This window comes from Exiguobacterium sp. SH0S2, from assembly GCF_004337185.1.
GTDB lineage: Bacteria > Bacillota > Bacilli > Exiguobacteriales > Exiguobacteriaceae > Exiguobacterium > Exiguobacterium aurantiacum_A.
The window spans coordinates 82,714-106,218 of the sequence record NZ_SJVB01000003.1; the positions used below are offsets into that span (position 1 = coordinate 82,714).

29 protein-coding genes are annotated in these 23,505 nt (G+C 52.0%); 2 read left to right on the plus strand and 27 right to left on the minus strand.

The features are described 5' to 3' along the window. Positions 1–126: 126 nt before the first annotated feature. The 13 genes from gcvPB to EVJ21_RS09155 form a co-directional block, all read right to left on the minus strand. Positions 127–1,602, minus strand: a complete 1,476-nt coding sequence (gcvPB, locus tag EVJ21_RS09095) for an aminomethyl-transferring glycine dehydrogenase subunit GcvPB (RefSeq protein ID WP_070327045.1) — start codon at positions 1,600–1,602, stop codon at positions 127–129. Then, positions 1,602–2,939 (minus strand): aminomethyl-transferring glycine dehydrogenase subunit GcvPA, encoded by a 1,338-nt coding sequence (gcvPA, locus tag EVJ21_RS09100; protein ID WP_131464900.1) that lies wholly within the window; start codon positions 2,937–2,939, stop codon positions 1,602–1,604. Before gcvPA ends, gcvPB begins: the two co-directional genes overlap by 1 nt. A gap of 25 nt (positions 2,940–2,964) precedes the next feature. Beyond that, entirely contained in the window at positions 2,965–4,038 is a 1,074-nt protein-coding gene (gene gcvT / locus EVJ21_RS09105) for a glycine cleavage system aminomethyltransferase GcvT (protein ID WP_131490372.1), read from the minus strand. 147 nt (positions 4,039–4,185) lie between these two features. Then, positions 4,186–4,524 (minus strand): hypothetical protein, encoded by a 339-nt coding sequence (locus EVJ21_RS09110; protein ID WP_131490373.1) that lies wholly within the window; start codon positions 4,522–4,524, stop codon positions 4,186–4,188. Continuing rightward, a complete protein-coding gene (locus tag EVJ21_RS09115) occupies positions 4,521–5,006 on the minus strand; it encodes a shikimate kinase (protein ID WP_236633366.1) in 486 nt (161 codons plus the stop codon). Before EVJ21_RS09115 ends, EVJ21_RS09110 begins: the two co-directional genes overlap by 4 nt. Beyond that, a complete protein-coding gene (locus EVJ21_RS09120; protein WP_070327042.1) occupies positions 4,999–5,301 on the minus strand; it encodes a hypothetical protein in 303 nt (100 codons plus the stop codon). Before EVJ21_RS09120 ends, EVJ21_RS09115 begins: the two co-directional genes overlap by 8 nt. After that, positions 5,265–5,759 carry a hypothetical protein gene (locus tag EVJ21_RS09125; protein WP_161568088.1) on the minus strand — a complete coding sequence of 165 codons (495 nt, stop codon included), beginning with the start codon at positions 5,757–5,759 and terminating at the stop codon, positions 5,265–5,267. Before EVJ21_RS09125 ends, EVJ21_RS09120 begins: the two co-directional genes overlap by 37 nt. Next, positions 5,695–5,931: a hypothetical protein gene (locus tag EVJ21_RS09130; RefSeq protein ID WP_070327040.1), complete on the minus strand. Its 237-nt coding sequence runs from the start codon at positions 5,929–5,931 to the stop codon at positions 5,695–5,697. Before EVJ21_RS09130 ends, EVJ21_RS09125 begins: the two co-directional genes overlap by 65 nt. Further along, positions 5,918–6,355 carry a prepilin-type N-terminal cleavage/methylation domain-containing protein gene (locus EVJ21_RS09135; protein ID WP_131490375.1) on the minus strand — a complete coding sequence of 146 codons (438 nt, stop codon included), beginning with the start codon at positions 6,353–6,355 and terminating at the stop codon, positions 5,918–5,920. The genes EVJ21_RS09130 and EVJ21_RS09135 overlap by 14 nt, the downstream gene beginning before the upstream one ends. Further along, positions 6,352–6,675: a prepilin-type N-terminal cleavage/methylation domain-containing protein gene (locus tag EVJ21_RS09140; RefSeq protein WP_083273936.1), complete on the minus strand. Its 324-nt coding sequence runs from the start codon at positions 6,673–6,675 to the stop codon at positions 6,352–6,354. The genes EVJ21_RS09135 and EVJ21_RS09140 overlap by 4 nt, the downstream gene beginning before the upstream one ends. A 14-nt stretch (positions 6,676–6,689) precedes the next feature. Then, positions 6,690–7,667, minus strand: coding sequence for a type II secretion system F family protein (locus EVJ21_RS09145; RefSeq protein ID WP_131490376.1), 978 nt, complete (start codon positions 7,665–7,667; stop codon positions 6,690–6,692). Continuing rightward, positions 7,637–8,455, minus strand: a complete 819-nt coding sequence (locus EVJ21_RS09150; protein ID WP_236633685.1) for an ATPase, T2SS/T4P/T4SS family — start codon at positions 8,453–8,455, stop codon at positions 7,637–7,639. Before EVJ21_RS09150 ends, EVJ21_RS09145 begins: the two co-directional genes overlap by 31 nt. A 59-nt stretch (positions 8,456–8,514) precedes the next feature. Continuing rightward, positions 8,515–8,886, minus strand: a complete 372-nt coding sequence (locus EVJ21_RS09155; RefSeq protein ID WP_016510368.1) for a Spx/MgsR family RNA polymerase-binding regulatory protein — start codon at positions 8,884–8,886, stop codon at positions 8,515–8,517. Between the two features lie 265 nt (positions 8,887–9,151). Between EVJ21_RS09155 and EVJ21_RS09160 the strand changes: the two genes are divergently transcribed. Next, a complete protein-coding gene (locus tag EVJ21_RS09160) occupies positions 9,152–9,415 on the plus strand; it encodes a DUF2626 domain-containing protein (protein WP_070327035.1) in 264 nt (87 codons plus the stop codon). A gap of 39 nt (positions 9,416–9,454) precedes the next feature. On the opposite strand, the gene EVJ21_RS09165 is transcribed toward EVJ21_RS09160, so the two are convergent. After that, a complete protein-coding gene (locus tag EVJ21_RS09165) occupies positions 9,455–10,075 on the minus strand; it encodes an MBL fold metallo-hydrolase (RefSeq protein WP_070327034.1) in 621 nt (206 codons plus the stop codon). Between the two features lie 157 nt (positions 10,076–10,232). Between EVJ21_RS09165 and EVJ21_RS09170 the strand changes: the two genes are divergently transcribed. Further along, positions 10,233–10,412, plus strand: a complete 180-nt coding sequence (locus EVJ21_RS09170; RefSeq protein WP_070327033.1) for a DUF2759 domain-containing protein — start codon at positions 10,233–10,235, stop codon at positions 10,410–10,412. A gap of 91 nt (positions 10,413–10,503) precedes the next feature. On the opposite strand, the gene EVJ21_RS09175 is transcribed toward EVJ21_RS09170, so the two are convergent. From EVJ21_RS09175 to pstB, 13 genes are all read right to left on the minus strand, one after another. Next, complete coding sequence (locus EVJ21_RS09175; protein ID WP_131490377.1) at positions 10,504–12,417, minus strand: LTA synthase family protein; 1,914 nt, start codon at positions 12,415–12,417, stop codon at positions 10,504–10,506. Between the two features lie 223 nt (positions 12,418–12,640). Further along, on the minus strand, positions 12,641–13,603 hold the full coding sequence (locus tag EVJ21_RS09180; protein WP_304984974.1) for an ROK family glucokinase: 963 nt from the start codon (positions 13,601–13,603) through the stop codon (positions 12,641–12,643). A 93-nt stretch (positions 13,604–13,696) separates the two neighbouring features. After that, entirely contained in the window at positions 13,697–13,891 is a 195-nt protein-coding gene (locus EVJ21_RS09185; protein WP_070327032.1) for a YqgQ family protein, read from the minus strand. A gap of 2 nt (positions 13,892–13,893) precedes the next feature. Then, positions 13,894–14,910: a M42 family metallopeptidase gene (locus EVJ21_RS09190; RefSeq protein ID WP_131490378.1), complete on the minus strand. Its 1,017-nt coding sequence runs from the start codon at positions 14,908–14,910 to the stop codon at positions 13,894–13,896. Between the two features lie 15 nt (positions 14,911–14,925). Beyond that, positions 14,926–15,984 (minus strand): rhomboid family intramembrane serine protease, encoded by a 1,059-nt coding sequence (locus EVJ21_RS09195; RefSeq protein ID WP_131490379.1) that lies wholly within the window; start codon positions 15,982–15,984, stop codon positions 14,926–14,928. A gap of 148 nt (positions 15,985–16,132) precedes the next feature. After that, positions 16,133–17,089 carry an L-lactate dehydrogenase gene (locus EVJ21_RS09200; RefSeq protein WP_070327029.1) on the minus strand — a complete coding sequence of 319 codons (957 nt, stop codon included), beginning with the start codon at positions 17,087–17,089 and terminating at the stop codon, positions 16,133–16,135. Between the two features lie 169 nt (positions 17,090–17,258). Beyond that, positions 17,259–18,029, minus strand: a complete 771-nt coding sequence (locus EVJ21_RS09205; protein ID WP_131490380.1) for a DUF92 domain-containing protein — start codon at positions 18,027–18,029, stop codon at positions 17,259–17,261. Further along, positions 18,008–18,562: a 5-formyltetrahydrofolate cyclo-ligase gene (locus EVJ21_RS09210; RefSeq protein ID WP_071397741.1), complete on the minus strand. Its 555-nt coding sequence runs from the start codon at positions 18,560–18,562 to the stop codon at positions 18,008–18,010. The genes EVJ21_RS09205 and EVJ21_RS09210 overlap by 22 nt, the downstream gene beginning before the upstream one ends. 56 nt (positions 18,563–18,618) lie before the next feature. Continuing rightward, on the minus strand, positions 18,619–18,783 hold the full coding sequence (gene rpmG, locus EVJ21_RS09215; RefSeq protein WP_016510885.1) for a 50S ribosomal protein L33: 165 nt from the start codon (positions 18,781–18,783) through the stop codon (positions 18,619–18,621). An 84-nt stretch (positions 18,784–18,867) separates the two neighbouring features. Continuing rightward, complete coding sequence (locus tag EVJ21_RS09220; protein ID WP_131463756.1) at positions 18,868–21,069, minus strand: 1,4-alpha-glucan branching protein domain-containing protein; 2,202 nt, start codon at positions 21,067–21,069, stop codon at positions 18,868–18,870. Positions 21,070–21,081: 12 nt separating this feature from the next. Further along, positions 21,082–21,846: a DUF4912 domain-containing protein gene (locus tag EVJ21_RS09225; RefSeq protein WP_131440104.1), complete on the minus strand. Its 765-nt coding sequence runs from the start codon at positions 21,844–21,846 to the stop codon at positions 21,082–21,084. 119 nt (positions 21,847–21,965) lie between these two features. After that, on the minus strand, positions 21,966–22,628 hold the full coding sequence (gene phoU, locus EVJ21_RS09230) for a phosphate signaling complex protein PhoU (protein WP_131463758.1): 663 nt from the start codon (positions 22,626–22,628) through the stop codon (positions 21,966–21,968). 15 nt (positions 22,629–22,643) lie between these two features. Next, positions 22,644–23,405 carry a phosphate ABC transporter ATP-binding protein PstB gene (gene pstB, locus EVJ21_RS09235; protein WP_233589588.1) on the minus strand — a complete coding sequence of 254 codons (762 nt, stop codon included), beginning with the start codon at positions 23,403–23,405 and terminating at the stop codon, positions 22,644–22,646. Between the last annotated feature and the right edge of the window lie 100 nt (positions 23,406–23,505).

Here is a 23,505-nt window from a genome sequence, read left to right on the forward strand (position 1 = left end):
AGTTTCAAGTCTACACACTTGTTCAACTATTCACATTTAAGACATTTTTTAGTTCATACAATCGTCACAACCACTCATCTTGGCACAAATCAAAAACCCGCTCGCGAATTGCGAGCGGGTTTTGGCTTAGTTGATTGACGATGGTTGGCGTCGCTCATACTTCAATACCGGCTTACGGGCAGCGAGCGTCTCGTCGAGTCGTTTGACGACCGTCGTGTGCGGCGCCGTCTGAACGATTTCCGGATTCTCTTCTGCCTCTTTGACGATTTGGAGCATCGCGTCACAGAACGCGTCGAGCGTCTCTTTCGATTCCGTCTCGGTCGGCTCGATCATGATGCACTCCTCGACGTTGAGCGGGAAGTAGATCGTCGGCGGATGGTATCCGAAGTCGAGCAATCGTTTGGCGATGTCGAGCGTACGGACACCGAGTGCTTTTTGACGTTTACCCGACAAGACGAATTCGTGCTTGCAGTACGTGTCGTACGGCACATCGAACGCGTCCTTCAAACGGGCGAACATGTAGTTGGCGTTCAACACTGCTTCGCGCGAGACACGCGTCAGTCCTTCGGCGCCCATCGTCTTAATGTAGCTGTAGGCGCGTACGTTGATGCCGAAGTTTCCATAGAACGGTTTGATGCGTCCGATCGACTGTGGGCGATCGTAATCGAGCGTAAAACCTGAATCCGCTCTTTTTACGATCGGTGTCGGCAAGTACGGGATCAAGTCGCGCTTGACGCCGACCGGTCCCGAGCCCGGGCCGCCGCCGCCGTGCGGTCCTGTGAACGTCTTGTGCAAGTTCAAGTGGACGACGTCAAAGCCCATATCACCAGGACGGGCGATCCCTAGAATCGCGTTCGAGTTGGCCCCGTCGTAGTACAGTTTACCGCCTGCCTCATGGACGACTTTGGCAATTTCAAGGATGTCCGCCTCGAACAAACCGAGCGTGTTCGGGTTCGTGAGCATGAGCGCTGCCGTGTCGTCCCCAACTTTCGCCTTTAAGTCAGCGAGGTCGACAAGTCCCCGCTCATCCGATTTGACCGTGACCGTCTCGAATCCGGCGACGACGGCCGAGGCCGGGTTTGTCCCGTGCGCCGAGTCCGGGACGAGTACTTTCGTCCGATTCATATCGCCGTTATGCTGGTGGAACGCTTTGATCAACATGAGTCCGGTCCATTCCCCGTGGGCACCGGCTGCCGGTTGGAGCGTCACTTCGTCCATCCCTGTGATTTCAGCGAGCTGGTCTTGAAGGTCGACCATCATCTCGAGCGCCCCTTGGACCGATTCGATCGGTTGGAGCGGGTGGATGTGGGCGAACCCAGGCAGACGTGCCATATCTTCGTTCACTTTCGGGTTGTATTTCATCGTACATGATCCGAGCGGATAGAAGCCGGAATCGACACCATGGTTCCGCGTCGACAGCGACGTATAGTGACGAACGACATCTAGTTCCGACACTTCCGGCAGTTCGGCCGCCTCTTGACGAATCATCGACGCCGGTAACAGCGCCTCGATATCAACTTCTGGCACGGTCGGTGTCGGCAAGTTATAACCGGTCCGTCCGGCACGTGACACTTCAAAAATGAGCGTTTGTTCGTGTTGCATCAGTTCGTCCCCCCAACCACTTCAATAAATCCGTCAATCTCTTCTTTCGTGCGCAGTTCGGTCGCACATAGCAACATCTGTGTTTGACGATCAGCATCATACGTTCCGAGAGGCAATCCACCGATGATCCCATTGTCAAGCAAGCGGCGTGACACGGTTTCGGCATCGGTACCGAAATCGACGACGAACTCGTTGAACATCGGTCCTTCGTCGATGATCGGGTAACCGGCCGACTTCAGCGCCTCTTTCATATAGTGGGCCGTTTGAATGTTGCGGACGGCCATGTCACGAATCCCATATTTCCCGAGCGCGGACATCGTGATCGAGGCGGCGAGCGCATTGAGCGCCTGGTTCGAGCAGATGTTCGATGTCGCTTTATCGCGGCGGATATGCTGTTCCCGTGCCTGTAGCGTCAAGACGAAGCCGCGTTTCCCGTCCTCGTCGACCGTCTGACCGACGAGACGACCCGGCAGTTTACGCATGAGCGCCTTTTTGACGGCGAAGTAGCCACACGATGGACCACCGAAACTTTGCGGGATCCCGAACGGTTGCGCATCGCCGACCGTGATATCGGCCCCGAGCGCACCAGGAGACTCTAAAATACCGAGTGCGAGCGGGTTGCTCGATACGACAAAGAGCGCACCGGCATCATGGGCCGCTTTCGCGAGCGTCGCCAAGTCCTCGACGCGACCGTAGAAGTTCGGGTACTGAACGACGAGACACGAGGCGTCCGTCAAATCGACGTCCGTCAAATCCGTCACGCCGGCCGCAACATGCGTATATTCAACTGAAAGTCCCGGTCCGTCCGCGTATGTGCGGATGACGTCTTTCGCTTCCGGGTGAACAGCACCGGAGACGATGACACGTTTCTTCTTCGTATGAGCGCTCGCGAGGTAAGTCGCTTCCGCGAGTGCGGTAATGCCGTCATACATCGACGAGTTGGCGACGTCCATCCCCGTCAGTTCACAAATCATCGTCTGGAACTCGAACATCGCTTGCAGTTCACCTTGTGAAATTTCAGGTTGATACGGCGTATACGCCGTGTAAAACTCAGAACGGAGCAACATGTGGTTCATGACGCTTGGCGACAAGTGATCGTACATGCCGGCTCCTAGAAAACTCGGATGTGATTTCGTGTGAAGGTTCTTCTCGGCAAGCTTCGTCATGTGGCGGACGAGATCGACTTCTGGGAGCGGAGCGCCGATGGCAGATAACGATGCCGTCTCCCGGAGCGTGGCCGGGATATCTTCAAGCAAATCTTCGATCGATTCGACACCGATCGTCTGGAGCATATCGCGTTCGTCTTGCTCGGTCATCGGTAAATAACGAAATTCCATTCTGTTCATTCTGAATCCCCCTGTATCATTTACGTTTATAGAACGGTGTCGGCACACGTTCGGCTTCTATTTGTTTGCCCCGAACTTCGACGATGAAGTTTGATTGTTCGACAAACCGGCGATCAATCCGGGCCCAAGCGATCGATTCGTTAACGGTCGGCGGCATCGTTCCCGTCGTGACGACGCCGATCGTCTCGCCGTCAAACAAGACGGGCGCACCTTGTCGGGCAATCCCGCGGCCGAGCAGCTTCAAGCCGATCAGACGGCGCGGAATATCTTCTTTTTGTTTGACGAGGGCATCTTTCCCGACGAAGTCGGTATCGAGCTTGACCGCAAAGTTCAAGTTGGCCTCGAACGGCGTCACCGTCTCGTCTAACTCATGCCCGTACAGCGGCAGACAAGCTTCAAAACGGAGCGTGTCACGTGAACCGAGCCCGCACGGCGTCACTTGTTCTGCTTCGAGCGCAGTCCAAATCTTCGCGACATCTTCGGCCCGGGCGTATACTTCGAACCCATCCTCACCTGTATAGCCACTCCGCGAGACGATTGCTGGCACACCGGCAACGTCGCCGCTCAAAAACCGGAAGAACTTGATCTCATGTAGCGGTAAGTCCGTGATTTGTCCGAGTACTGTTTCTGCAATCGGACCTTGGATCGCGATTTGACCGTACGCATCCGATTCATCGGTCACAGTGACGTCCCCTGATACGTATCGACGGACGTGGGCCACGTCTTTTTCAATATTCGAGGCGTTGACGACGAGCCAATACGCGTCTTCATCGAGCCGATAGACGAGCAGGTCGTCGACGACCCCGCCGTCAGGTAAACAAAACAAGTTGTATTGCGCTTGCCCGATATTCAGCTTCGAGACGTCATTCGTCACAAGACGTTGGACGTTTTCGAACGCGTCCGGACCTTCAATCCGAATTTCCCCCATGTGCGATACATCGAACATGCCAACCCGCTCCCGAACCGCTTGATGCTCTTCTTTGATTGACGAGAACATGATGGGCATCTCAAACCCCGCAAAATCCACCATCTTCGCCTTCGTAGAAATCAGGTCGTACAAAGGCGTACGTTTCAACGTTAACTTCTCCATAATATCCCCCAATCCCGAACGTAATTAATCCATTTGATGAAATATTTCGTTTTCTATTCCACTCTATCAATTTTTTGACGCGCTGCCTAGCAAAAATGGGCAAAAATAAAGAGGATTGAAAACGAAAACGTTTTCATCCTCATTATTTCATATTTCAGTCTCAGTGGAAACGCCTGAACGATCGATTCCAGCGGTCCGCTTAATTTCCTTCGTAAGGCCGACCGTTGCCTGTTTCATTTCGAGCGATTCGTCTTTCACTTTAACCGAATAAGCCTTCATTTGCTTCACCGATGCGTTGACCGTGTCGATGTGCTGTTTGATCTCACCGACCAAGCCTTGAATCACATTCATTCGAATCGTAAACCGTTCTGTCAACCGTTTCACACGGCGCAGATCGGTCTTCATTTTGTTCCGATACAATAAAAATCCGTATCCACCTAGCCCGACGAGTGCGAGCACGATAATACCAAGATTAATCCAAATCATCTGTCTTCCTCCTTCAACCGATCTAGTTCACAAGCAATCGCTTCCGAGCTCAATGAGGCGTCGATTGTCACATCGGCGTAAGCGTAAAGCGGACGCCTGCGCTCGTATAGCGCCTCGACGCTCCTTTTACCAAGTTGCACGAGCGGGCGGTCCGAGTCTTTAATGCGCCCCCAACACAGTTCGAACGGCAACTCAAGGGCAACGATGCGCCCATGACGCCGCATCCATTCGATATTTTCTGAGCGCTCGACGATTCCGCCACCTGTCACGATATAGTCCGCATGAACGTTTCGAAGCATCGCCGTCTCTTCGGCCCGAAACGCGCTCTCACCGTGTCGGGCGAAATAAGCAGGTAAACCCATCCCAAGATGCCGTTCGAGCGCTTCATCCAAATCGATGACATGATTCGATTTTTCAAGATATCGTTTTAAGCTTGATTTACCTGTACCCATAAACCCGATGATGTAAAACGGTCTAGTCATCGAAATAAATCACCTCTTTATGCTTTTCTCCCGTCTTCAACCGGATCTCGACCTCCGTCGTACCTGGCCCGAGCGGTCGGCAGAAAATCGTACCGGTCGGTTTGACGATGATCTCTGCTTCTGTCTGGCACGAATGTTTGGCGACCATGAGATGGGATTCGAAGCGAATCGCCAAAATTTCGAGCGTCAGACGTTCCGTGCTTCGTTCGATATCAGTATACCAAAACAAAGCTGCAGCTAATAGCCACGTCAAGAGGACTAACGTAGAGATGACGAAGAACCCGAGCGCATGCACATCACGGACTTCTCCCGCGGGCCGATCGAGTCGGTCCACTGAATCCGGTAGCCGTTTCCTAACGGTTCGACGCGATAACCATCGATTCCTCTTATAAATAACAAGTTCCCTCCTTCTTCGCCTACCATGACTAAGTTCCGATTGATCTGCTTGAGCGTCCACGTCCACGTCGTCTCATCGGGTCGAACGTACGTACCGACGAGTCTACCTTCTCGCACCTGACAGTCACGACTGTCGAACAGTTTGCGGACGATGAGTTGTGGTGTCGTGTTCACTTGACCGCGCGGTTGTTCGTAAAACGCCTCCCCGAGCGCTAAAAAGTGGACGAGCAGCCCGATGAACAAGGGGAGCAACAATAATGTGAACGTCATCTCGAGCAACGTGAAGCCACCCTCAGAGTGTCGGCAGACATATGTCTTGTTCACAAATTTCGACTTCACCGCTTGGATCGGCCGCATCGAGCAACACCTCCCCTTGAAGCCGTTCATAAGTCCGAACCGTCGCCTCGAGACGCTCCACCCGCTCCGTACCCGCCGTAACGAACGGCGCAATCACACCGACCCATCCGAGCAGGAGGGCTAGACTTAAACAAACTTCCCAAAACGTGACGCCTTGCTCATCCTCCCCCACTACGGATCACCTCCGGCTCATACGTGCCCATCCTGAACTTCAACGTGACCGCGACTTGGCCCGTGTAAAATTTCCACTGCCCGGCATACGTCGCCGCCGACTTTGAAAAGACGATTTCGTTCGTTGCCGGCAGGCTCATCTCGACACCGTCGGGAACGACGCCTGAAGTGATCGACGTCGTCCCGCACGTGATGTGATACCGCCGTTCTTTCATGTACCATCTCAAGCGCGGGACACATTTTTCATCGGCGGCCACATACGGATACTGGCCGACCTCGGCGATGTCTTGGACGAGCGCCTCCGTGAAGTCGATGAGCGCGAGCCGGTCCATCGAACGGACGGTAGGCGTCGCCACTAAAAGGAGTAGCGACAGGACGACGAGTACCCAAGCCATCTCGACGAGCGTATAGCCGTCTTGTCTCATTTCAGCGCCAACGCACCTGTGCTCGGCGTGTACGTGTACGTCATCGACTGACAGCTATATTCGAGCGGATTCTCGGTCGAAGCACGTTTGATGACGGCGAGTGATTCTGGATACGCCTTATGTTCCGCATAGTATAAATTGATTTCAGATTCGACAATCCGTACGCTCCCTTCACAGCTGACGCTATCCGCCCGTGACTTCCCGTCCGACATAGACGGGACGAGTAGCAGCAACAAGACCGAGATGATCAGTAACACTGCCGCCATTTCAACGAGTGTGAATCCTTGCTCTGCCTGACAGTCTGATTTGAGTTTTGCCACGATAATTCTCCTCCTCATAGTTGGGCCATAATTAGTTTGACCGGCAAATAAATCGTATAGAACATCATCGTCACCATGACGGTCAAGAAACCGTACAAAAGCGGCTCCGTCTTGGCGATCAGTTGCTTCCAATACAGTTCCATCTCTTCAAAGATCAAGTCTCGATGTAACGCCATAATCAATCCGAGGTCTCCACTCACCGTCCCGACCCCGAACAAGCTGACGACTTCATGATCGAGCAGACGTTCCTCTCGGGCCGCCGCCTCCAACTCGATCCCGCTAGACATCCGGTCATGGATGCGCCGGGCGATTTGCGCCACTTCCCCGTCCCCGTGAGAGAGACGCTCGATGACGTGACGAACCGAAATTTGCCCTTCACTCAGTAAGGACAGTTCGCTGACAAACAAATACGTGATATACAGTCGTCTTCCCCGCTCGACGAATCGGATCGGGACGGACCGGCCTCGCTTCACGACCCAATAGCCCCAGCCACCTGTCAAAACGAGCGCGACGAACAAGCCCGGGAAAAAACTTCGTGACAAGAGGATGGCGCTGATTCCGTCTAAATCGTCGACCTGCACCATCGAGAGCAATTTCGGAAAGATGTACAGCGCATAAATGGCACCAAGCCCTAAAAGCATCGTCAAGATGACGAGCGGATACCTCGCCAGTTGTTTTAACTCTTGCTGCAGGCCTCGACGCATCATCGATAAGGCAAGTACTTGTTCTAGACCTTCAATGAAATGATGTCCCCGTTCCGCCGTGACGAGCATGTCTCGCATACGCGCATCCGTGACGAGTTCTGAGAATACGTCGGCGAGTGCCAGACCACTCTCGAGCTTTTGCCGCATCACACGAATCAGTTGTTTTTGCTTCCCCCGCTCATGCAACTCGAGCGTCTCGAACGTCTTTTTCAACCCGACCCCTCGTGCTTGCAGTCGCAGGAAGCGCCGGATCGTGTTCAGCTCCCTACTGGAACGGACATCGACCATGAGCAAGTCACCTCCTCTCTCCGCTGCAACACACACCAATGGCGCGGCACCTCTACTTTGCCGATCAACTGTTCGAGACGGCGTTCACCGTCTTCGATACTCGCCGTATGAAACGTCGCGATCGTCAAATGTCCGCTCAGTGCCGCATCATGCGCGACAAGCAGTTCTTCACTCGTCCGCACCTCCCCGACAACGATGATATCCGGGTCGGCTCGCAACGTTTCTTTCAACAAACGTCTATGATCCAGTCCTGCCAATACATTCACCTCGAGCTGGATCACACCCGTCAATTGCTGTTCGGGAGGGTTTTCGATCGTCACGATCCGGTGGTTCTTCAAACTTTCAAGAAAAGCATAGAGGACTGTCGTTTTTCCGGCCCCCGTCGCGCCACCGATTAAAAACAAGCCGTGCCGCAGCTCAGCCATGCCTTGAAAACGCAACACATCCACTTCAGATAACAACTCTTGAAGTTGGAACGAGACGTTCGGCAGACGCCATGACATGAGCACATCAGTAAATGACGGCAAAAACGTGACCCTGATCATTTCTTCGTTTCGATCATATATCCCGGATTGCGGAACCCGATGATCCGTTTCAGCGAGCGAACACCAATATTTCATATGTAATGTGAGCCGTTCGTAGTCTGGACGTGGTATCGTCTCAAGCTTTGTGATCGACGTCCCGTGACGCGCCTGTGCGATAACGGCGTCTTTGCCTGGCATGAAATGGACATCGCTCGCCTCGAGCCGTCGCGCCGCTTTAATCAATCGATCAATCACCAGTTTCATTGTCCCCACCTCATAAATGAGCATAAAAAAAAGCCCACTCTTAGGAAAGTGGACTTGTCTTATGAAACGTTTACCGAAGTCAAATCATGGCGGCGGGCATACGTCTCGATTGATGCCTTGTCGTAGCCGACAATGACTTCTTTACCGTCTGTCAAAATCGGGCGTTTCAACAGCTTCGGATTTTCGCTCATCAACTTCAGCAATTCGCTCAGTTTCAATTCATCGACGTCAACGTTGAGCTGTTTGAACGCTTGACTTCTCGTTGCTAGGAGTGAATCGACTCCGTCTTCGCTAAGTGCAAGTAGCGTCAAGAGTTCGTCTACCGTCGGAGCGTCTCGGAAAATATGGCGTTCGTTCACATCAAGTTGTTGCTCTTGTAAAAACGCTTTCGTTTTTCGACACGACGTACAGCTTGGATACGTATAAAACATAAGTTCACTTGCCACTTTCAGCGCCTCCTTTTATTTGACAACCTGTTCCGTTCAATGTTTGTAAGTTGATTATACAACCTATTCCGCTTTTTGTACATAGTTTGTACAACCTTTTTTGAATTTTTGTACAACTTTATATAACATATCGATTTCACATATTTTTCACGATTATTTTGCTCAATTCACACGTTTTCATAGCATTTTTCTGAATGTGTTGGTAAAATAGTGAATGAGAATGGAATAATGTACGTATGGGGGGATTAACATGGCGAGAATGTTCCGTGTCCTAGGCTTTTGGACTGGGTTGATCGCGGCGCTGGCTTTCGTGGGCGCACTCGGTGGAGATCAAAGCAGTAGCGAACATACTGGTGACTTCGTCGTAATGGGTCTTGTCTTTTTAGCTCAAACAATTTTCTTTGTCGCACTAGGCTACTTGAAACTGACTGAAAAAACGTATGTATACGTGTTCGGCGCTTACTTGACTGTTTTCTTCGTCGTCTTCACGTATTGGAGTAACTTCCAAATGTAAAAAAAGATTGTCTCTCGTTGAGACAATCTTTTTTTATGTTCACCGTTCAAAAAATGGATTTGAACGAATTTCAGCTTCGAGTGTCGTCTTCGGTCCGTGACCTGAATAGAGCACCGTCTCGGCCGGCAATAATTGACGCATCCGATCGATCGATCCGAGGAGCGTCGATTGGTCGCCGCCGAATAGATCGGTCCGGCCGACCGATTGTTTGAAGATCAAGTCCCCGCAAAAGGCAACACGTTCGCTCGGGATGTGCAATGTGACACTCCCCGGTGAATGACCCGGCGTGTGATGCAACTCGATTGTAAACGCACCAATCTCTAGCTTCTTACCTTGATAAGTTCGTTCGGCCGGTCGCATCGATGAGTGGGGCAGATGGAACTTTGCCGCCCCGTTCTTTTCACCGTCGGCGAGCCATGACCGCTCGGCTTCATGAACATAGACCGGTACCGGATAGCGATCGCGCAGCGCATCGATGCCGCCGATATGGTCAAAGTGGGCATGCGTCAACAAAATGGCGTTCAATCCGCCGAAACGTTCCACCGCCTCAAAGAATTTCGGGTCGTCCGTGCCCGGGTCGACGATAACGACCGTTCCGTCTTGTTCGAGCACGTATCCGTTCTCTTGGGCAAGGCCCGATGTGATTTTTACAATATTCATCTAGAACACCTCCACAACCATTCTAAACGATATTGTGGCAAAATTGTAGCGGTGGCAACCTTTGCTCGACAGCGTGTGTTATTTCGGATAAAATAATAGTGATATTTCAGTGAAATTTTTATGAATTTCATGACGTATAATAAAGGGGGAACTCGTCATGCATTTGTATGAGCCATTTGGATGGATTTCACTCATCGTAGCACTCGTTGCACTTTGGGGGATGGCCCGTTCATTCAAAAAACGCCAATTCTTTCCACTTGCGTTTGCCGGAATCACCGCGCTCGTCTTTGGATTCTTTGGCGTCGCAACATTGATTTTCGGTGGAATCCCAGGTTAATGTTGACTTACCACGAAGACGACTGCGGTCGTCTTTTTTTATTCCGTAAAAAAAGCGCTGACGTTTAACGGTCAGCGCTAGCTCTTGATTATTAATCGGTTTGTTCTTTAAAGCGAAGCAAATCCGAATAGATCAAGTCATCGTTCATTTGCAGGATTTTTTCGGCTTCTTCCGTGACCGGTCCGCAAAGTGTCGTATCTTCAACCGCTTCTCCAGTCGTCGCATCGTAACACATCGATTGCGTCCACACGTAATCGTCCGTGACGACCGTGCCGTCTCGGAAGATGGCGCGACTGTTGCGGTCTTCAGCGAACAAGTCGTTCCCGAACCCGACCAAGTCCGACGTATCGATGCCGAGCAAGTGCAGGAGCGTCGGCTTCATGTCGATATGACTTCCGATCGTCTCATGGACTTCGCCTGTTTCTTGGCCCGGCAAATGGATGGCGAACGGTACTTGTTGAAGTTTCGCCACATCATACGGCGTCAACTCTTCTTTACCGAGCAAGCCGGCCACCGCGTCGTTATGGTTTGTCGAAATGCCATAGTGGTCACCGTACACAACGAAAATCGTATCTTCCCACATCCCGTTCTGTTTCAGTTCGTCGATGAACAGGCCAAGCGCATAGTCTTGGTAAGCGAGTGCCTGCGGGAAGTTGTTAAGCGTCGTCGAGTTCGTCTCGAATTTCGGCACGAGTTCGTAATCCTCGCTCGGCATCGTATACGGGAAATGGTTCGTGAGCGTGATGAACTTCGCATAGAACGGTTGCGGGAGTTCCTCGAGCATCGGAATCGATTGTTCAAAGAAACTATCGTCCAACAAGCCCCACTCCGTCATGTCCTCAGGATTCCCAAGGTCGTAACTCTTCTCATCATAGAACATGTCGACGCCGGTGTTCTTGTACATCAAATCGCGGTTCCAAAACGATTTGTTGTTCGCATGGAACACGGCTGAATAATAGTTCTCTTCTTTGATCAGTTCAGGAAGAGCTTGGTACTCATTATCGGCGTTCGTGAAGTAAACGGCTCCACGTGGCAGGCCATACAGCGAATTGTCGAGGGCGAACTCGGCGTCTGACGTTTTCCCTTGCCCGACCGTATGGTAATAGTTTGGCCAGTAATGGGACTCTTCGATCAGCTTGTTCAAGTTCGGCGTGATATACTCGCCGTTCGCGGCTTTCATATTGTGCGTGAAGTTTTGTGTCGACTCGAGCGAGACGACGACCACGTTTTTACCTTTATATTTTCCGAACAAATCCGGATTCGGCGCCGCATAGTTTTGGCGGGTATACTTTTCAATCTTGGCTAACTCCGACCCATCGGCCATCGCTTTCTGCGCGGACGTCTTCGTTTGAAGCATCGCGTCATAGACGTGGAAATTGAACGTCCCGATGTTTTTGACGAGCAGCTCACGGTCGAACGAACGCGTCAACAGTTCAGGGCGTTCCGTCTCAGCAAGCGACAAGTTGAACAAGAACACGGCGACAGCTGCCACGAACGTGATGAGCGCCCGGCGGTGAGACGCGGTGGTTTGCAACGTATTGATCTTCCATAGTACGAACGGCAAGACGAGCACGTCCCCAAGAATGATCAAGTCTTTCCATTCAAGCAGTGATATGAATGAAGTCGACAGCGTCTCCATGTTCGACGGTTGCAAAATGACAGGCATCGTCAAGTAGTCCGTAAACTCGCGGTAGTAGACAGCGTCCGCGAACAACAGGAACGAGGCGACCGCATAAAGGGTGTACAGCACCCACTTTTGCTTATTTCCTTTAAAGAAGAAACTAAAAGCGAACAAGAACAAGGTCGAGCTGATCGGACTGATCAACAAGATGAATGCTTGAGCTGTGTTTTCAATCGGGATGTTAAAGAAAAATTGGTATACTACGTACGTCTTCGTCCAAAGTAATAAACTAAATATCCAAAATAACCGATATTCTTGAAACGAAGCGCGGACCGTTTCATTCAGTCGCATAGTCAGCTTCGATAAGCTTTGAGATGACTTCATCTGACGGCCTCCTCCTCTTTTCAGTTTTAAGACGTCCTCAAGCAGGATGCGCCATGAATAAGTTCAATAACATGTAGTTGGCTTGTTATCTATTTCACTAACGGTAACAGTCCAGTATCAAGTCCAAATCTTACCCCTTTTTTAACAAAAAATCAACCACACCTTTACAATTCCCTTTGTACGTCAAAAGCACACATGCGAGATCGCATGTGTGCTTTACAGGTTAGACTCTAGTCGGCAAAAAATGTTTTCGTGCCAGCCAAGCGCAGCCGATGACCCCGGCGTCATTCTCGAGTTCGGCAATTTTGAACGTCGTCGACGTATATACCCGTTCAAGGGCAAACCGCTTAAATTGTTCATCGAGCGGCTCGAGCAAAGCTTGTCTCGCTTTTGAAACGCCGCCGCCGATCACGATCATTTTAGGGTTCAACGTGTTGGCGATGTTTGAAATCGTCAACCCAAGATATTCCGTCATCTCTTCAACGACTTCTGTCGCGACCTCGTCTTTCGCTTTATAGGCCTCAAACACATCGCGAGCCGTCACTTCACCTAACTCGTTCAATGACGTCGTTCTCCCTTTACGCTTTTGTAAGGCGAGACGGGCGATACCGGTTGCTGAGGCGATCGTCTCGATGCAGCCTTTGCGCCCACATCCACACATGACCGCTTTCGCCTCGTCGCGCTCGACCGTGATATGCCCGATCTCACCAGCCATGCCGGACGCCCCATGGACGATGTTCCCGTTCGTGATGACACCGCCGCCGACACCCGTACCGAGTGTGATCGCGAGCAGTTCAGACGCTCCTTCACCGGCGCCTTTCCACATCTCACCGAGCGCGGCCGCGTTCGCGTCATTCTCGAGCACGGCCGGCAATCCGACTGCTTTCTCGAATTCGCCGACGAGCTCAAAGTTCTTCCATCCGATGTTCGGCGAGTATTCGACGACACCTTCTGAGAAGTTGATGAATCCTGGAGCTCCGATTCCCGCACCCGCAAAATCTTGCTTCGCTTTTCCGGATTGCTGAAGGTACGCTTCAAACGAGGCGGCGATATCAGTCGGGATATGTACCCCATTATCACGGATGTCCGTCTTGATCTCCCACTTATCTGAAATGATCCCGTTCATGTCCAAGACGGCCATTTTCACCGTCGTCCCACCGATGTCGATTCCTAATAACCACTTCATGCATTCCACTCCTCGTCTCAAATAAATCGCTTTCATCCAATAGTCTACACTATAAAACCTCTTGTGCAAACATTTGCACAAGAGGTTTTTCTGTCAATCTATTGAATTTTTTAGTTCATGCGTCAGAATAATCTTTGCCGTGTCATACTCGCGCTGTTCGATCATCCCACCGGCGTTCAATTCGTCTAACTCCATCATCATGAGACCGATCTCGGCGTCACGCTCTCCGATGTAAATAATCGTGCCAAACGATTTTAAAAACTGTTGCACGTCATAAAAGTTTCTCATTATTATTCCCCCATCGCGGTCAATACGTAGCGATACAGCAACGCTCGTGTCGCCTCGAGCGATGTTTGGTGCGTCCGCTCATAGCTGTGGCTCGACTCGATCCCAGGACCAATGAGCGCATGTCTTACGTCATAGCCGGCCCGGATCGCAGCTGATGCGTCCGAACCGTAGAACGGATAAATGTCGACTTTGAACGGAATGTCGTGGTCGCGGCAAAGCTTTGTGAACTGACGACGCAACTCGAGATCGTACGGTCCTGAAGAATCTTTGGCACAGATCGATACAGTGTACTCGTCCGAGTGTTGCCCGTCCCCGAGCGCCCCCATATCAACTGCGATGTACTCGTCAACTTCGTCCGGGATCCCGGCGTTCCCGCCAAAACCGACCTCTTCATAGTTCGAAATTAAATAGTAGACCGTATGTGGCAAGTCCGCTTTGACCAAGTCACGCGCCAAATCGAGCAGGATGGCGACCGACGCCTTGTCGTCAAGATGACGCGATTTAATATAACCCGTCTCCGTCTGTTTGAAACGGGGATCGAACGAGACGAAGTCCCCGACTTCGATTCCTAACGCTCGGACGTCGTCCGCCGTATGAACGTCGGCATCGAGACGTACTTCAATGTTCGCCGCCGTCCGCTCGGCACTGTTCGTGTCTTTATAGACGTGCACACTCGATTGATGGACGAGGATCGTCCCGTCCACTGCCTCGCCCGCTTCGCGATGGACGAGACAGTTCTCACCTTCGATCGCGGTCCAAGCGTAACCGCCGACTTGTGTCAGCCGCAAGCGTCCGCTCGGCAACACTTCCTTCACCATCGCACCGAGCGTATCGACGTGGGCGGTCAAAAGACGGGCCGGCCCGCTTTGTCCAGGAAACTTGGCCAACAATGCACCTTTTCTCAACCGGCTCGTCTCAACCCCGAGGTCCGTGAGCTCACGTTCGACGTAACTGACTGCTTCGTGCGTCATTCCAGAAGGACTCGGGATCTCTACTAATCGTTTTAACGTATCAATCATGTTGTTACTCCTTTGTCATCGATGATATCCGAGCCAGTATAGTGTCCCGGTCAATAAAACTGCCAGCGCCGTGAACAACAGGCGCCATTTTTTTGTCGTTTCATCAGGTAATCCGACCACGCCCGCCATCAAAAATCCACCGATGAGGCCCCCCGCATGGGCCGAGTGGTCCAAGCTGGCACCGAGGACGAAGGCGAGCCCTACGTTTAATCCTAACATAATAAACAGCGGTGGGCCGAGCGTCTTCATGAACAGCGAGCGGTCACGCAGTCCGAAATAGAGCAGTGCGCCGACGAGACCGAACAATGCGCCGGACGCCCCGGCCGAAATCGCCTCACTGAACGCGTAGGAGGCGGTCGACGCGATGACGCCCGCCAACAGATAGATCGTCAAGAACCTCGGTGACCCATACATGCGTTCGACGAGCGGGCCGAGCGACCAGAGCGCGAACATGTTGATCGCAAAATGAAACCAGCCGATATGAAGGAACATCGGTGTGACGAGGCGCCACCATTCGCCATCGTCGATGAGCGGATTGACTTTGGCGCCGAATCGGATGAGCGTGTTCGGATCGAGCGTCGAGCCGAGCGATTCGGCGAGCCACATGACGACAAACGTCAACATCATGAGCGCATAGACGAGTTGCGGTTCACCGAATGAGAATCGCTTCTTCAGTTCGGCTTTTCGCTGTTTATCGAGTGCGAGCGCGAGCGACCGAAACCGGGTCTCATCTTGTTCATCGCCACACGCGTGCCTGTCGAGTCTCACCTTGGCCGCGACTTGGAACGACAACGTCTCAAGTCGCTCCTCATCGACGAGAGGGTCGCCGTATATATGAACGTGAAGCTTCGCACGCCCGAGTCGTGCGAGTCGGAACGAGCTCATGACCGCCTCGATCTCGATCGCGACATGGTTTGCCCACGCCTTATCCGTCTTTATGTACAGGTGATAGAGGTCTCCAGCTTTCGTGTCGAACAATACCAGCGCGCGCGAAGGCTCGAGTATACCTTCGACCCGACCGCCCGCCTCGACCGCATGGTAAATGTCTTCCCAAAAACATCCCGGTTGCGTCAACTGAATCCCCTCCTTTCCTTCTGTCTTAATTGTAATCCAATTCGATCATGACGACAAAAGTTGGCGCTTTCTGAATCTGTCCGGCGTCCGTACCAACACATAAAAAACGTAGCCGGCATACGCCGACTACGTCTATATCGCGAATATATTATAAAACAGGTTGCATCGTTTTCAACAACACGTCTGCCGAATGGAGCATTTTCTGCTTCTCTTCTTCTGATAATTCGATTTCGACGACTTGACGCACGCCTTGGCGGTTGATGATTGCCGGCACACCGATATGAATATCGTTCAAGCCGTACTCTCCGTCCAAGTAGGCACCGACCGTGAGTAGCGTGTTCTCGTTACGGAGCACCGCTTTGACGAGACGAAGCAAGCCGAGACCGATCGCATAGTACGTCGCGCCTTTACGTTCGATGATGTGGTACGCAGCGTCACGAACGTTGACGTAGATGTCTTCAAGGTCTTCCCACGTATACTCGTCGTTCTCTTCGAGCAACTGTTCGACCGATTTGCCGTAAATCCGGGCGTTGCTCCACGCCGCGAACTCGGTATCGCCATGCTCACCCATGATGTAAGCGTGGCAGTTGCGCGGATCGACGTTGAAGTAATCACCTAGCATGTAGCGGAGGCGTGACGTATCGAGTACAGTCCCTGAACCGAAGACGCGATGTTTCGGAAGACCCGAGTATTTCCAAGCCAAGTGTGTCATGATATCGACCGGGTTTGATGCGAGGATGATGATACCGTCGAAGCCAGAAGCCATGATTTCAGTGATCATCGATTTCATGATTTTCGCATTTTTCTCAACGAGGTCGAGACGTGTCTCACCTGGTTTTTGAGGAGCGCCAGCCGTGATGACGACGATATCTGCAGCACCGCAGTCCGTGTAATCTCCAGCCCAGACGCGCATCGGTGACGAAGCGAACGAGACGCCGTGGTTCAAGTCCATCGCTTCGCCTTCTGCCTTCGCCTTGTTGATATCGATGATGACGAGTTCTTCACATAGGCTCGCTGTCGTCAATTGATACGCGAAGCTTGCACCGACCGCTCCGGCCCCGACGAGAGCGACCCGTGTTACTTTTGCATGATTTAATGTTTCCATGTTGTTTTTCCACCCTTCAAACAATCTGTTTCATGTTTTTGTTTTGTCTGTTACACCTAGATTGTAACATCATTCACAAACAGTCAATACAAGAGAAACCGTTTTCAGTTTGGCAATATTGTGACAAAATTCACATTCGTTTGAAACATCCTCATTCTCTGTACTACCCTTAGGCGAAAACAAGAAAACCAATCGCTGCCGCGGAGGCGATCGCCAAGAAATTAACGGCGTCGTTGCCGAGAAAGCGCCATCCAGATACATAGTCGGTCGCTTCACCGTGATGCAGCTTTTTCTCCGTCAGTTTTCGGCACGTCCGACAGCGATACTTACGTTGCACGGTCGCACCGAGCAACGTATCGACGACGCTGCCGCTCAGACCGAGCGCAATCAATAGAAATAGCGTGCCCATCGTTATGTTTAAGAACGGGAGCGATGACAAGACGATGATCGTCGCGCCGGCGACGGACATGAGCGTACCGAACGGTGACACACCACCGCTCGTCCCCGGTTCAACTTCACGCAATGTCAAAATAGAGCGCGGTCGGCGCGATGCGAGGACGCCGAACTCGGACCCCCACGTGTCACTCGTCGCCGCCGCGATTGAAACGACGTAAGCGAATAGCCACGCCTCGTTCGAAGTCATCGCCATTCCGACGGCGGTGAGCATAGCGATTCCTCCGTTCGCAAGCACTTGCACGAAGTCACGCGGTCCGGATTTTTCGACGATGTCATCGACCGACGCCTTGTCGCGGGCGCGATATTTTGAAGCGAGCGAGGACGTCGAAAAGAACACACCGAGCAAGTACAGCCCGAACCAGCCAAAACCAAACCCGATGACCGTCCCTGTCACGATCGTCAAGATCGCCCCAGAGAACGTCAACGACCGGAGACGATATCCGGCCAGTGCAACTAGACAAGTTACGAGGACGATTGAGAGCATCGAATCATTTCCCTTTCTGTCACGATCAGTTCGACAGGTATGTCGTGTGGTTCGATCGGTATTTCGTCGAGCACTTGTACGTCGTAGGCGAGCGCGATCGTCGCACCGCGATATGTCGCTAAGAAACGGTCGTAATAACCCCCGCCCCAACCGATCCGATATCCAGAACGGTCAAAGACACGGCCTGGGACGATACAGACATCGATGTCGAGGTCGGTTTCCGCGGTCGTCGGCTCGAGAATACCCATTACCCCCGGCTCGAGGTCGCTGAACGTCCTGATTTCGTGGAACGTGAGCCCCTGTTTCGTTACTTTCGGCACCAACACCGATTTTCCTGCTTTTAAAGCTGTATCGATGAGCGGACGCGTATTCACTTCAAGATCGAGTGACAATGTGAGTGCGACCGTATACGCTTGTTGCCACTCAGGGAGCGACGCCACGGTATGTAGGATCGCTTCATCACGCCCGTCACGATCGGTGAGCACGCGAATATTCACATGAACCGCTTTTCGGAGCTCTTGTTTAGCTGTCATTTGTTATTCCTCCTATCGAAAAAAAAGGCCGCCACATGAGTGACGGCCGGTCTCAATTATTTCACTTCGCGGTAAAGCGTGTGACGACGGAGACGTGGGTTGTATTTGCGCAATTCGAGGCGCTCTGGGTTGTTACGTTTGTTTTTCTTCGTGATGTACGTGCGATCGCCTGTTTCTGTGCAAGCTAGTGTGATTTTAACGCGCATATCTTTCACTCCCATCTTACTAATGTTGTATCAAGTGCTTTTGCTTTACAGTCTAAGCATACTCAATTATCCTACCAAGTTTTTTTTGAAAAAGCAAGGTTATTTCACGTTCTTTTTCAAACGTTTCTGCCCGTACGGTGACGCGTCGAGCGGTAGGCACGTTTTTACGTTATCGCCGATCACATACCGCGTCGCGAGCTCCTCGATCGAGAGCTGTTCACCGACATAAACCGTATCAGCTTCCGAGAGGACGCCGTTCTCAATGCGATGGATCGCATCGAACAGGCCACCGTGCCCGTGCGGGTTGCGGGTCGTTTCAAATGACAACATAGTTGAGTATAACGGAACATCTAGTGACTTCGCAAGTGAACGTGCCGCTGGAATCGTCATCCAATCAAAATGATGGACCGCTTTGAAGTTGACCATCGTCTGTAACTGTTGGACGAGTTTCACGTAGGCGACGTTCTGAGCAGCGATTTGGTTCATGACATGCTCTAGAAACGGACTCGTGAGTGGGACCCGGTACACGTGCACGCGATTGTGGCGCTCATATTCAGGCAATCCTTCACTGTGCGGCGTGAGGACGTAAACGGTCTCCCCGTCAGCCGCTCGTGCCTCGACTTCAGCGACGACGCGGTGACCGAGGTCGCCCACTATATTGCCTGTATATTCTGGCGTGAGGACGAGAATGACCTCACCTTCTTCGCCACGCTCCTGCGTCACATAATAGTCGTGTGGAGATAGGAACGTATCGATATCAATATCCACGTCGTCTAAGAACGGATAGACCGTGTAGTGCTCGTCTAGCAAGCGATCCGATAGCTTGCCTTCGTAGAGCGCCGTCTCGAGTTCGGCAAACAGACGGGTATGTTCGCGGAAACGTTCGGCGGCGTATTGCGCCGTCGTCTGGCCGTCCAAGATAAACGCCCAATCACTCGAGACTGAGAGCACATAATGACGAATGAGCTGTCTCAAAGCCCGGTCGGCGAGTGGCGAGGTGTTCCGATAGTCGGCTACGTCTTTGACGAGTTGCGTCTCCATCGTGTGCAAATGTCTGAGCATCCATTCGTTGCGTTCGTTGATCCACACATCGCCGTAACCTTTCCGGCCCCACGTGTTCATCGAAACTTGTACTGTTTGCAGGTCTTGGAAATGACGCTCGAGGAAGAGTGCCGGCGTGATCGTCTCAATCCCGTATGCCTCTAGTCGCTCTGCGACTTGCCCTAAAAATTCAGGGCCCTCAAACCACCAATGGCCGAACAGTTCGGCGTCAAACGGTGCCGTGACGAGGAACGGCGGGAACGTTTGTCCACCGTGCGCTTCTAAATGCGCCGCGAGCGTCTCGGCGAAATCGGTCGCGTGATTATCGATTTGATGTTCGGCCCATCCGCGGACGTAAAAGTCTTTTTCGTCGCTGTCGCCCGTGATGCGATGCATCTTCAGACCTGTGTCGAAGCGGATGCCCTCTGGATGCATGAACGCTTGAATGTATTCCCAGTCCCGGTCGTAGGCGAGATCGCGATAAAACTCGCGATAGTCCGGATGCCCCGGATAACCGATCATCGAACTCCAAATCTTCCCGGAGATGATTTGATCACGTGGGAATAAAGCGACTCCGTGCGGCGAATAGACAGGCGCACCGATGCCTTTGTCCGGCGTCGGGTCGGCTTCGAGCAACGCGTGCTCATCGACGAACGTGTAGCGAATCCCTTCCTCATAGAGGATGCGGTCGACTCCTGGCGTATACGCACATTCCGGTAACCAAATGCCGGTCGGACGGAAGCCGTAATGCCGCTCGAAGCAGTTCAATCCAGTCCGAATCTCGGCCCGTGCCGCCTGATCGGTGAACAGATGCGGGTTGAAACCGTGTGTCGCCGTACATGTGACCATATCGATGAAGCCTTGCTCACGATATGTACGGAACGCATGGTTCAAATTTTTCTCCCAATGGAGGAACGTGTTCTTCAAGTCTTGATAACGGCGTTCGTAAAAATGAAGCGTCTCGACTTCTTGTTCGCTCCGACCCTCAGCCAGTTCGATTGAGATCAGTTCAAGCATCTCATCTAAATGCCCGAGATAGCGATCTTGGACGAGTGGGTCGGCGAGCATTTCGATGACGGGCGGAGAGATACTGACCGTCCAATGCAGGGGCCGTTGAAGTCGATCGACTTGCCACAGAATCGGGATGTATGTCTCGGAGATGGCTTCATATACCCAGCGTTCTTCTAGCCGGTGTTTCTCTTCATGCCTCACGTACGGAAGATGGGCATGTAGGACGAGTGAAAAATAACCTGGTTTCATAGTGTGTCCTCCTCAGCGTACGCAGCGGTATGCAGAATATTTTGGTAACGTATCGAGTAGTTCTGGTGACTCGACTTCACCGAATTGCCAACGTCTGACCGGCTCGGCAAAACGTCCGACTCCTGCCGGTTCGTTCCGCGGCGTATCAATCGGCATCGAGGCGACGAGCGGAAGAAATTCGCCTTCCATCGTCCGAATCCCGAATTCGAAGACGTACGTCGTGTTCGGGTCGAGCGGACGGACGAACCAGCTGTTCGTCATTTCCGGCAACTCGAACGTATAAGACCGGTTCGCATGACCAGATGTGTAATCGAGCAGGGTGATGTCTAAGATGCGGAACGCCTTCGGCAAATCTTCCCACGGGCGCATGAACTGCATCGTCAGCGTCTCTTTCACAGCGTCTGACACTTCCCAAAAAACATAGACCGCGTTCGGGGATTGAACGACCGCGTGCATGAGGTCGACATCGTAGCGGTCTGGAAGCTTCCAAAAACCGTCTGGACCTGTTTCAAGGAGCGGTGACTGCTTCGGCTCTTCGTGATGGAGTGTCGAGGCGACCTGCCCCACTGTTGGAGCTTCTTTCTCGTTTCGTTTCATTCTATCCTTCCCTTCATTAGAAGATTTTTTAGGAGCGGTTGTCGGCTTGGTGACCTCACCGTTCTGGGAACGCCATTTACGCCATGCGTACTGGACTTTTCCGACTGGCATGTCTAATTGTTCTGCAATCTGTTTTAACGTAAGCCCTTGTTGTTTCAAGGATACGATTTTTTCTTCCATTTATGTCTGGCTCCCTTCCAAAAAAAAATCCATATGCTCTACGTATTCGTTCTTTTTCAGTGAACTCCTGCACAAAAAAAAGTAAAGAACAACAGACCTGTTGTTCTTTACCACTTTTATCACTGATTTAAATCATAATGCTTCCCTTTTTCGAGAAAAATCAAATGTTCCCCGAAATTGGTCACATGGTCGCCCATCCGTTCGAGATAGCGGGCGATGTTTGCAAACTCATAAACATCGTTCGTTCCGACCGTCATCGTCGGTAGACTTCCGATATATTGCTTGATCACCTGTAAGTTGAGATCATCGATGACTTTATCCATCTCATTCAACTCACGGACCCGGCTGGCTTCACCTTTACGATAGGCACGGGTTGCGAGTTCAAGCATATCGATCAACTGTTCGGCCATCTGCTTGAGCGGCTTAATGTCAAGCAAGTACGGGACGTGCTCGATTCGCGTCACGGCTTTGGCGATGTTCGTCGCGTAATCCGCGATCCGTTCAAGGTCGGTCGCGGACTTCATCGTCACGATCAAGCGACGAAGATCGGTCGCGACCGGTTGTTGTTTGGCAATCAAGAGAATCGCCTGGTCGTTGATTTCAAGTTCGAGGTCGTCTAGTTCGTTATCATTGTCGATTACCGTCTGGGCGAGCGTGAGGTCTCGTTTCTCAAGCACCTCGATTGCTGTCGCCGTTTGGCGCATCGTCAAGTTCGCCAGGCGAACGACTTTCTCTTCTAGTTCGTTTAATTTAACATCAAAAAATGCGCGATTTTGTGCCATAGTAATCTCCCCCTCTTAACCGAACCGGCCAGAAATGTAATCTTCAGTCCGCTTGTCAGTTGGATTCGAGAAGATTTTATCGGTTGCGTCGAACTCGACGACTTCCCCGTTCAAGAAGAACGCCGTCTTGTCAGACACACGTGCTGCCTGTTGCATGTTGTGCGTGACGATGATGATCGAATATTGTTCTTTCAACTCTTGGACGAGCTCTTCGACTTTAAGTGTCGAGATCGGGTCAAGCGCTGACGTCGGCTCGTCCATAAGAATAACGTCTGGTTCAATCGCAAGTGTCCGGGCGATACAAAGGCGCTGTTGCTGACCACCTGAGAGACCGTAAGCGTTCTCGTTCAAGCGATCTTTCACTTCCTCCCAGATTGCGGCGCCGCGTAGTGAGCGTTCGACGATCTCGTCGAGCACTTTTTTATTTTTGATCCCGTGCGTGCGCGGTCCGTACGCGACGTTGTCGTACACGGATTTCGGGAACGGGTTTGGCTGCTGGAACACCATCCCGACTGACGTGCGGAGATCTTCAACTCTATAGTCACGATCAAAGATGTTGCGACCGTGGTAAAGAATCTCCCCGTTCGTCCGCACCGTCGGGACGAGTTCGACCATCCGGTTCAACGTCTTGATGAACGTCGACTTCCCACAACCAGACGGACCGATGATGGCCGTCACTTCGTTTTTCTTAATGTCGAGATTGACGTCGATCAATGCTTGATCGTCGCCGTACCATAAGTTCAAGTTGTTCACGACATAGGCGCTGTCTTTTTGCATCGCGGTCTCGTTCGGTTGGGTCGTCGTTGTATTCACGTTGTGATCTCCTTTAAGCTCTGTTTGTTTCATCATCTCGAGAGTCCTCCTCGTTTACTGCTGC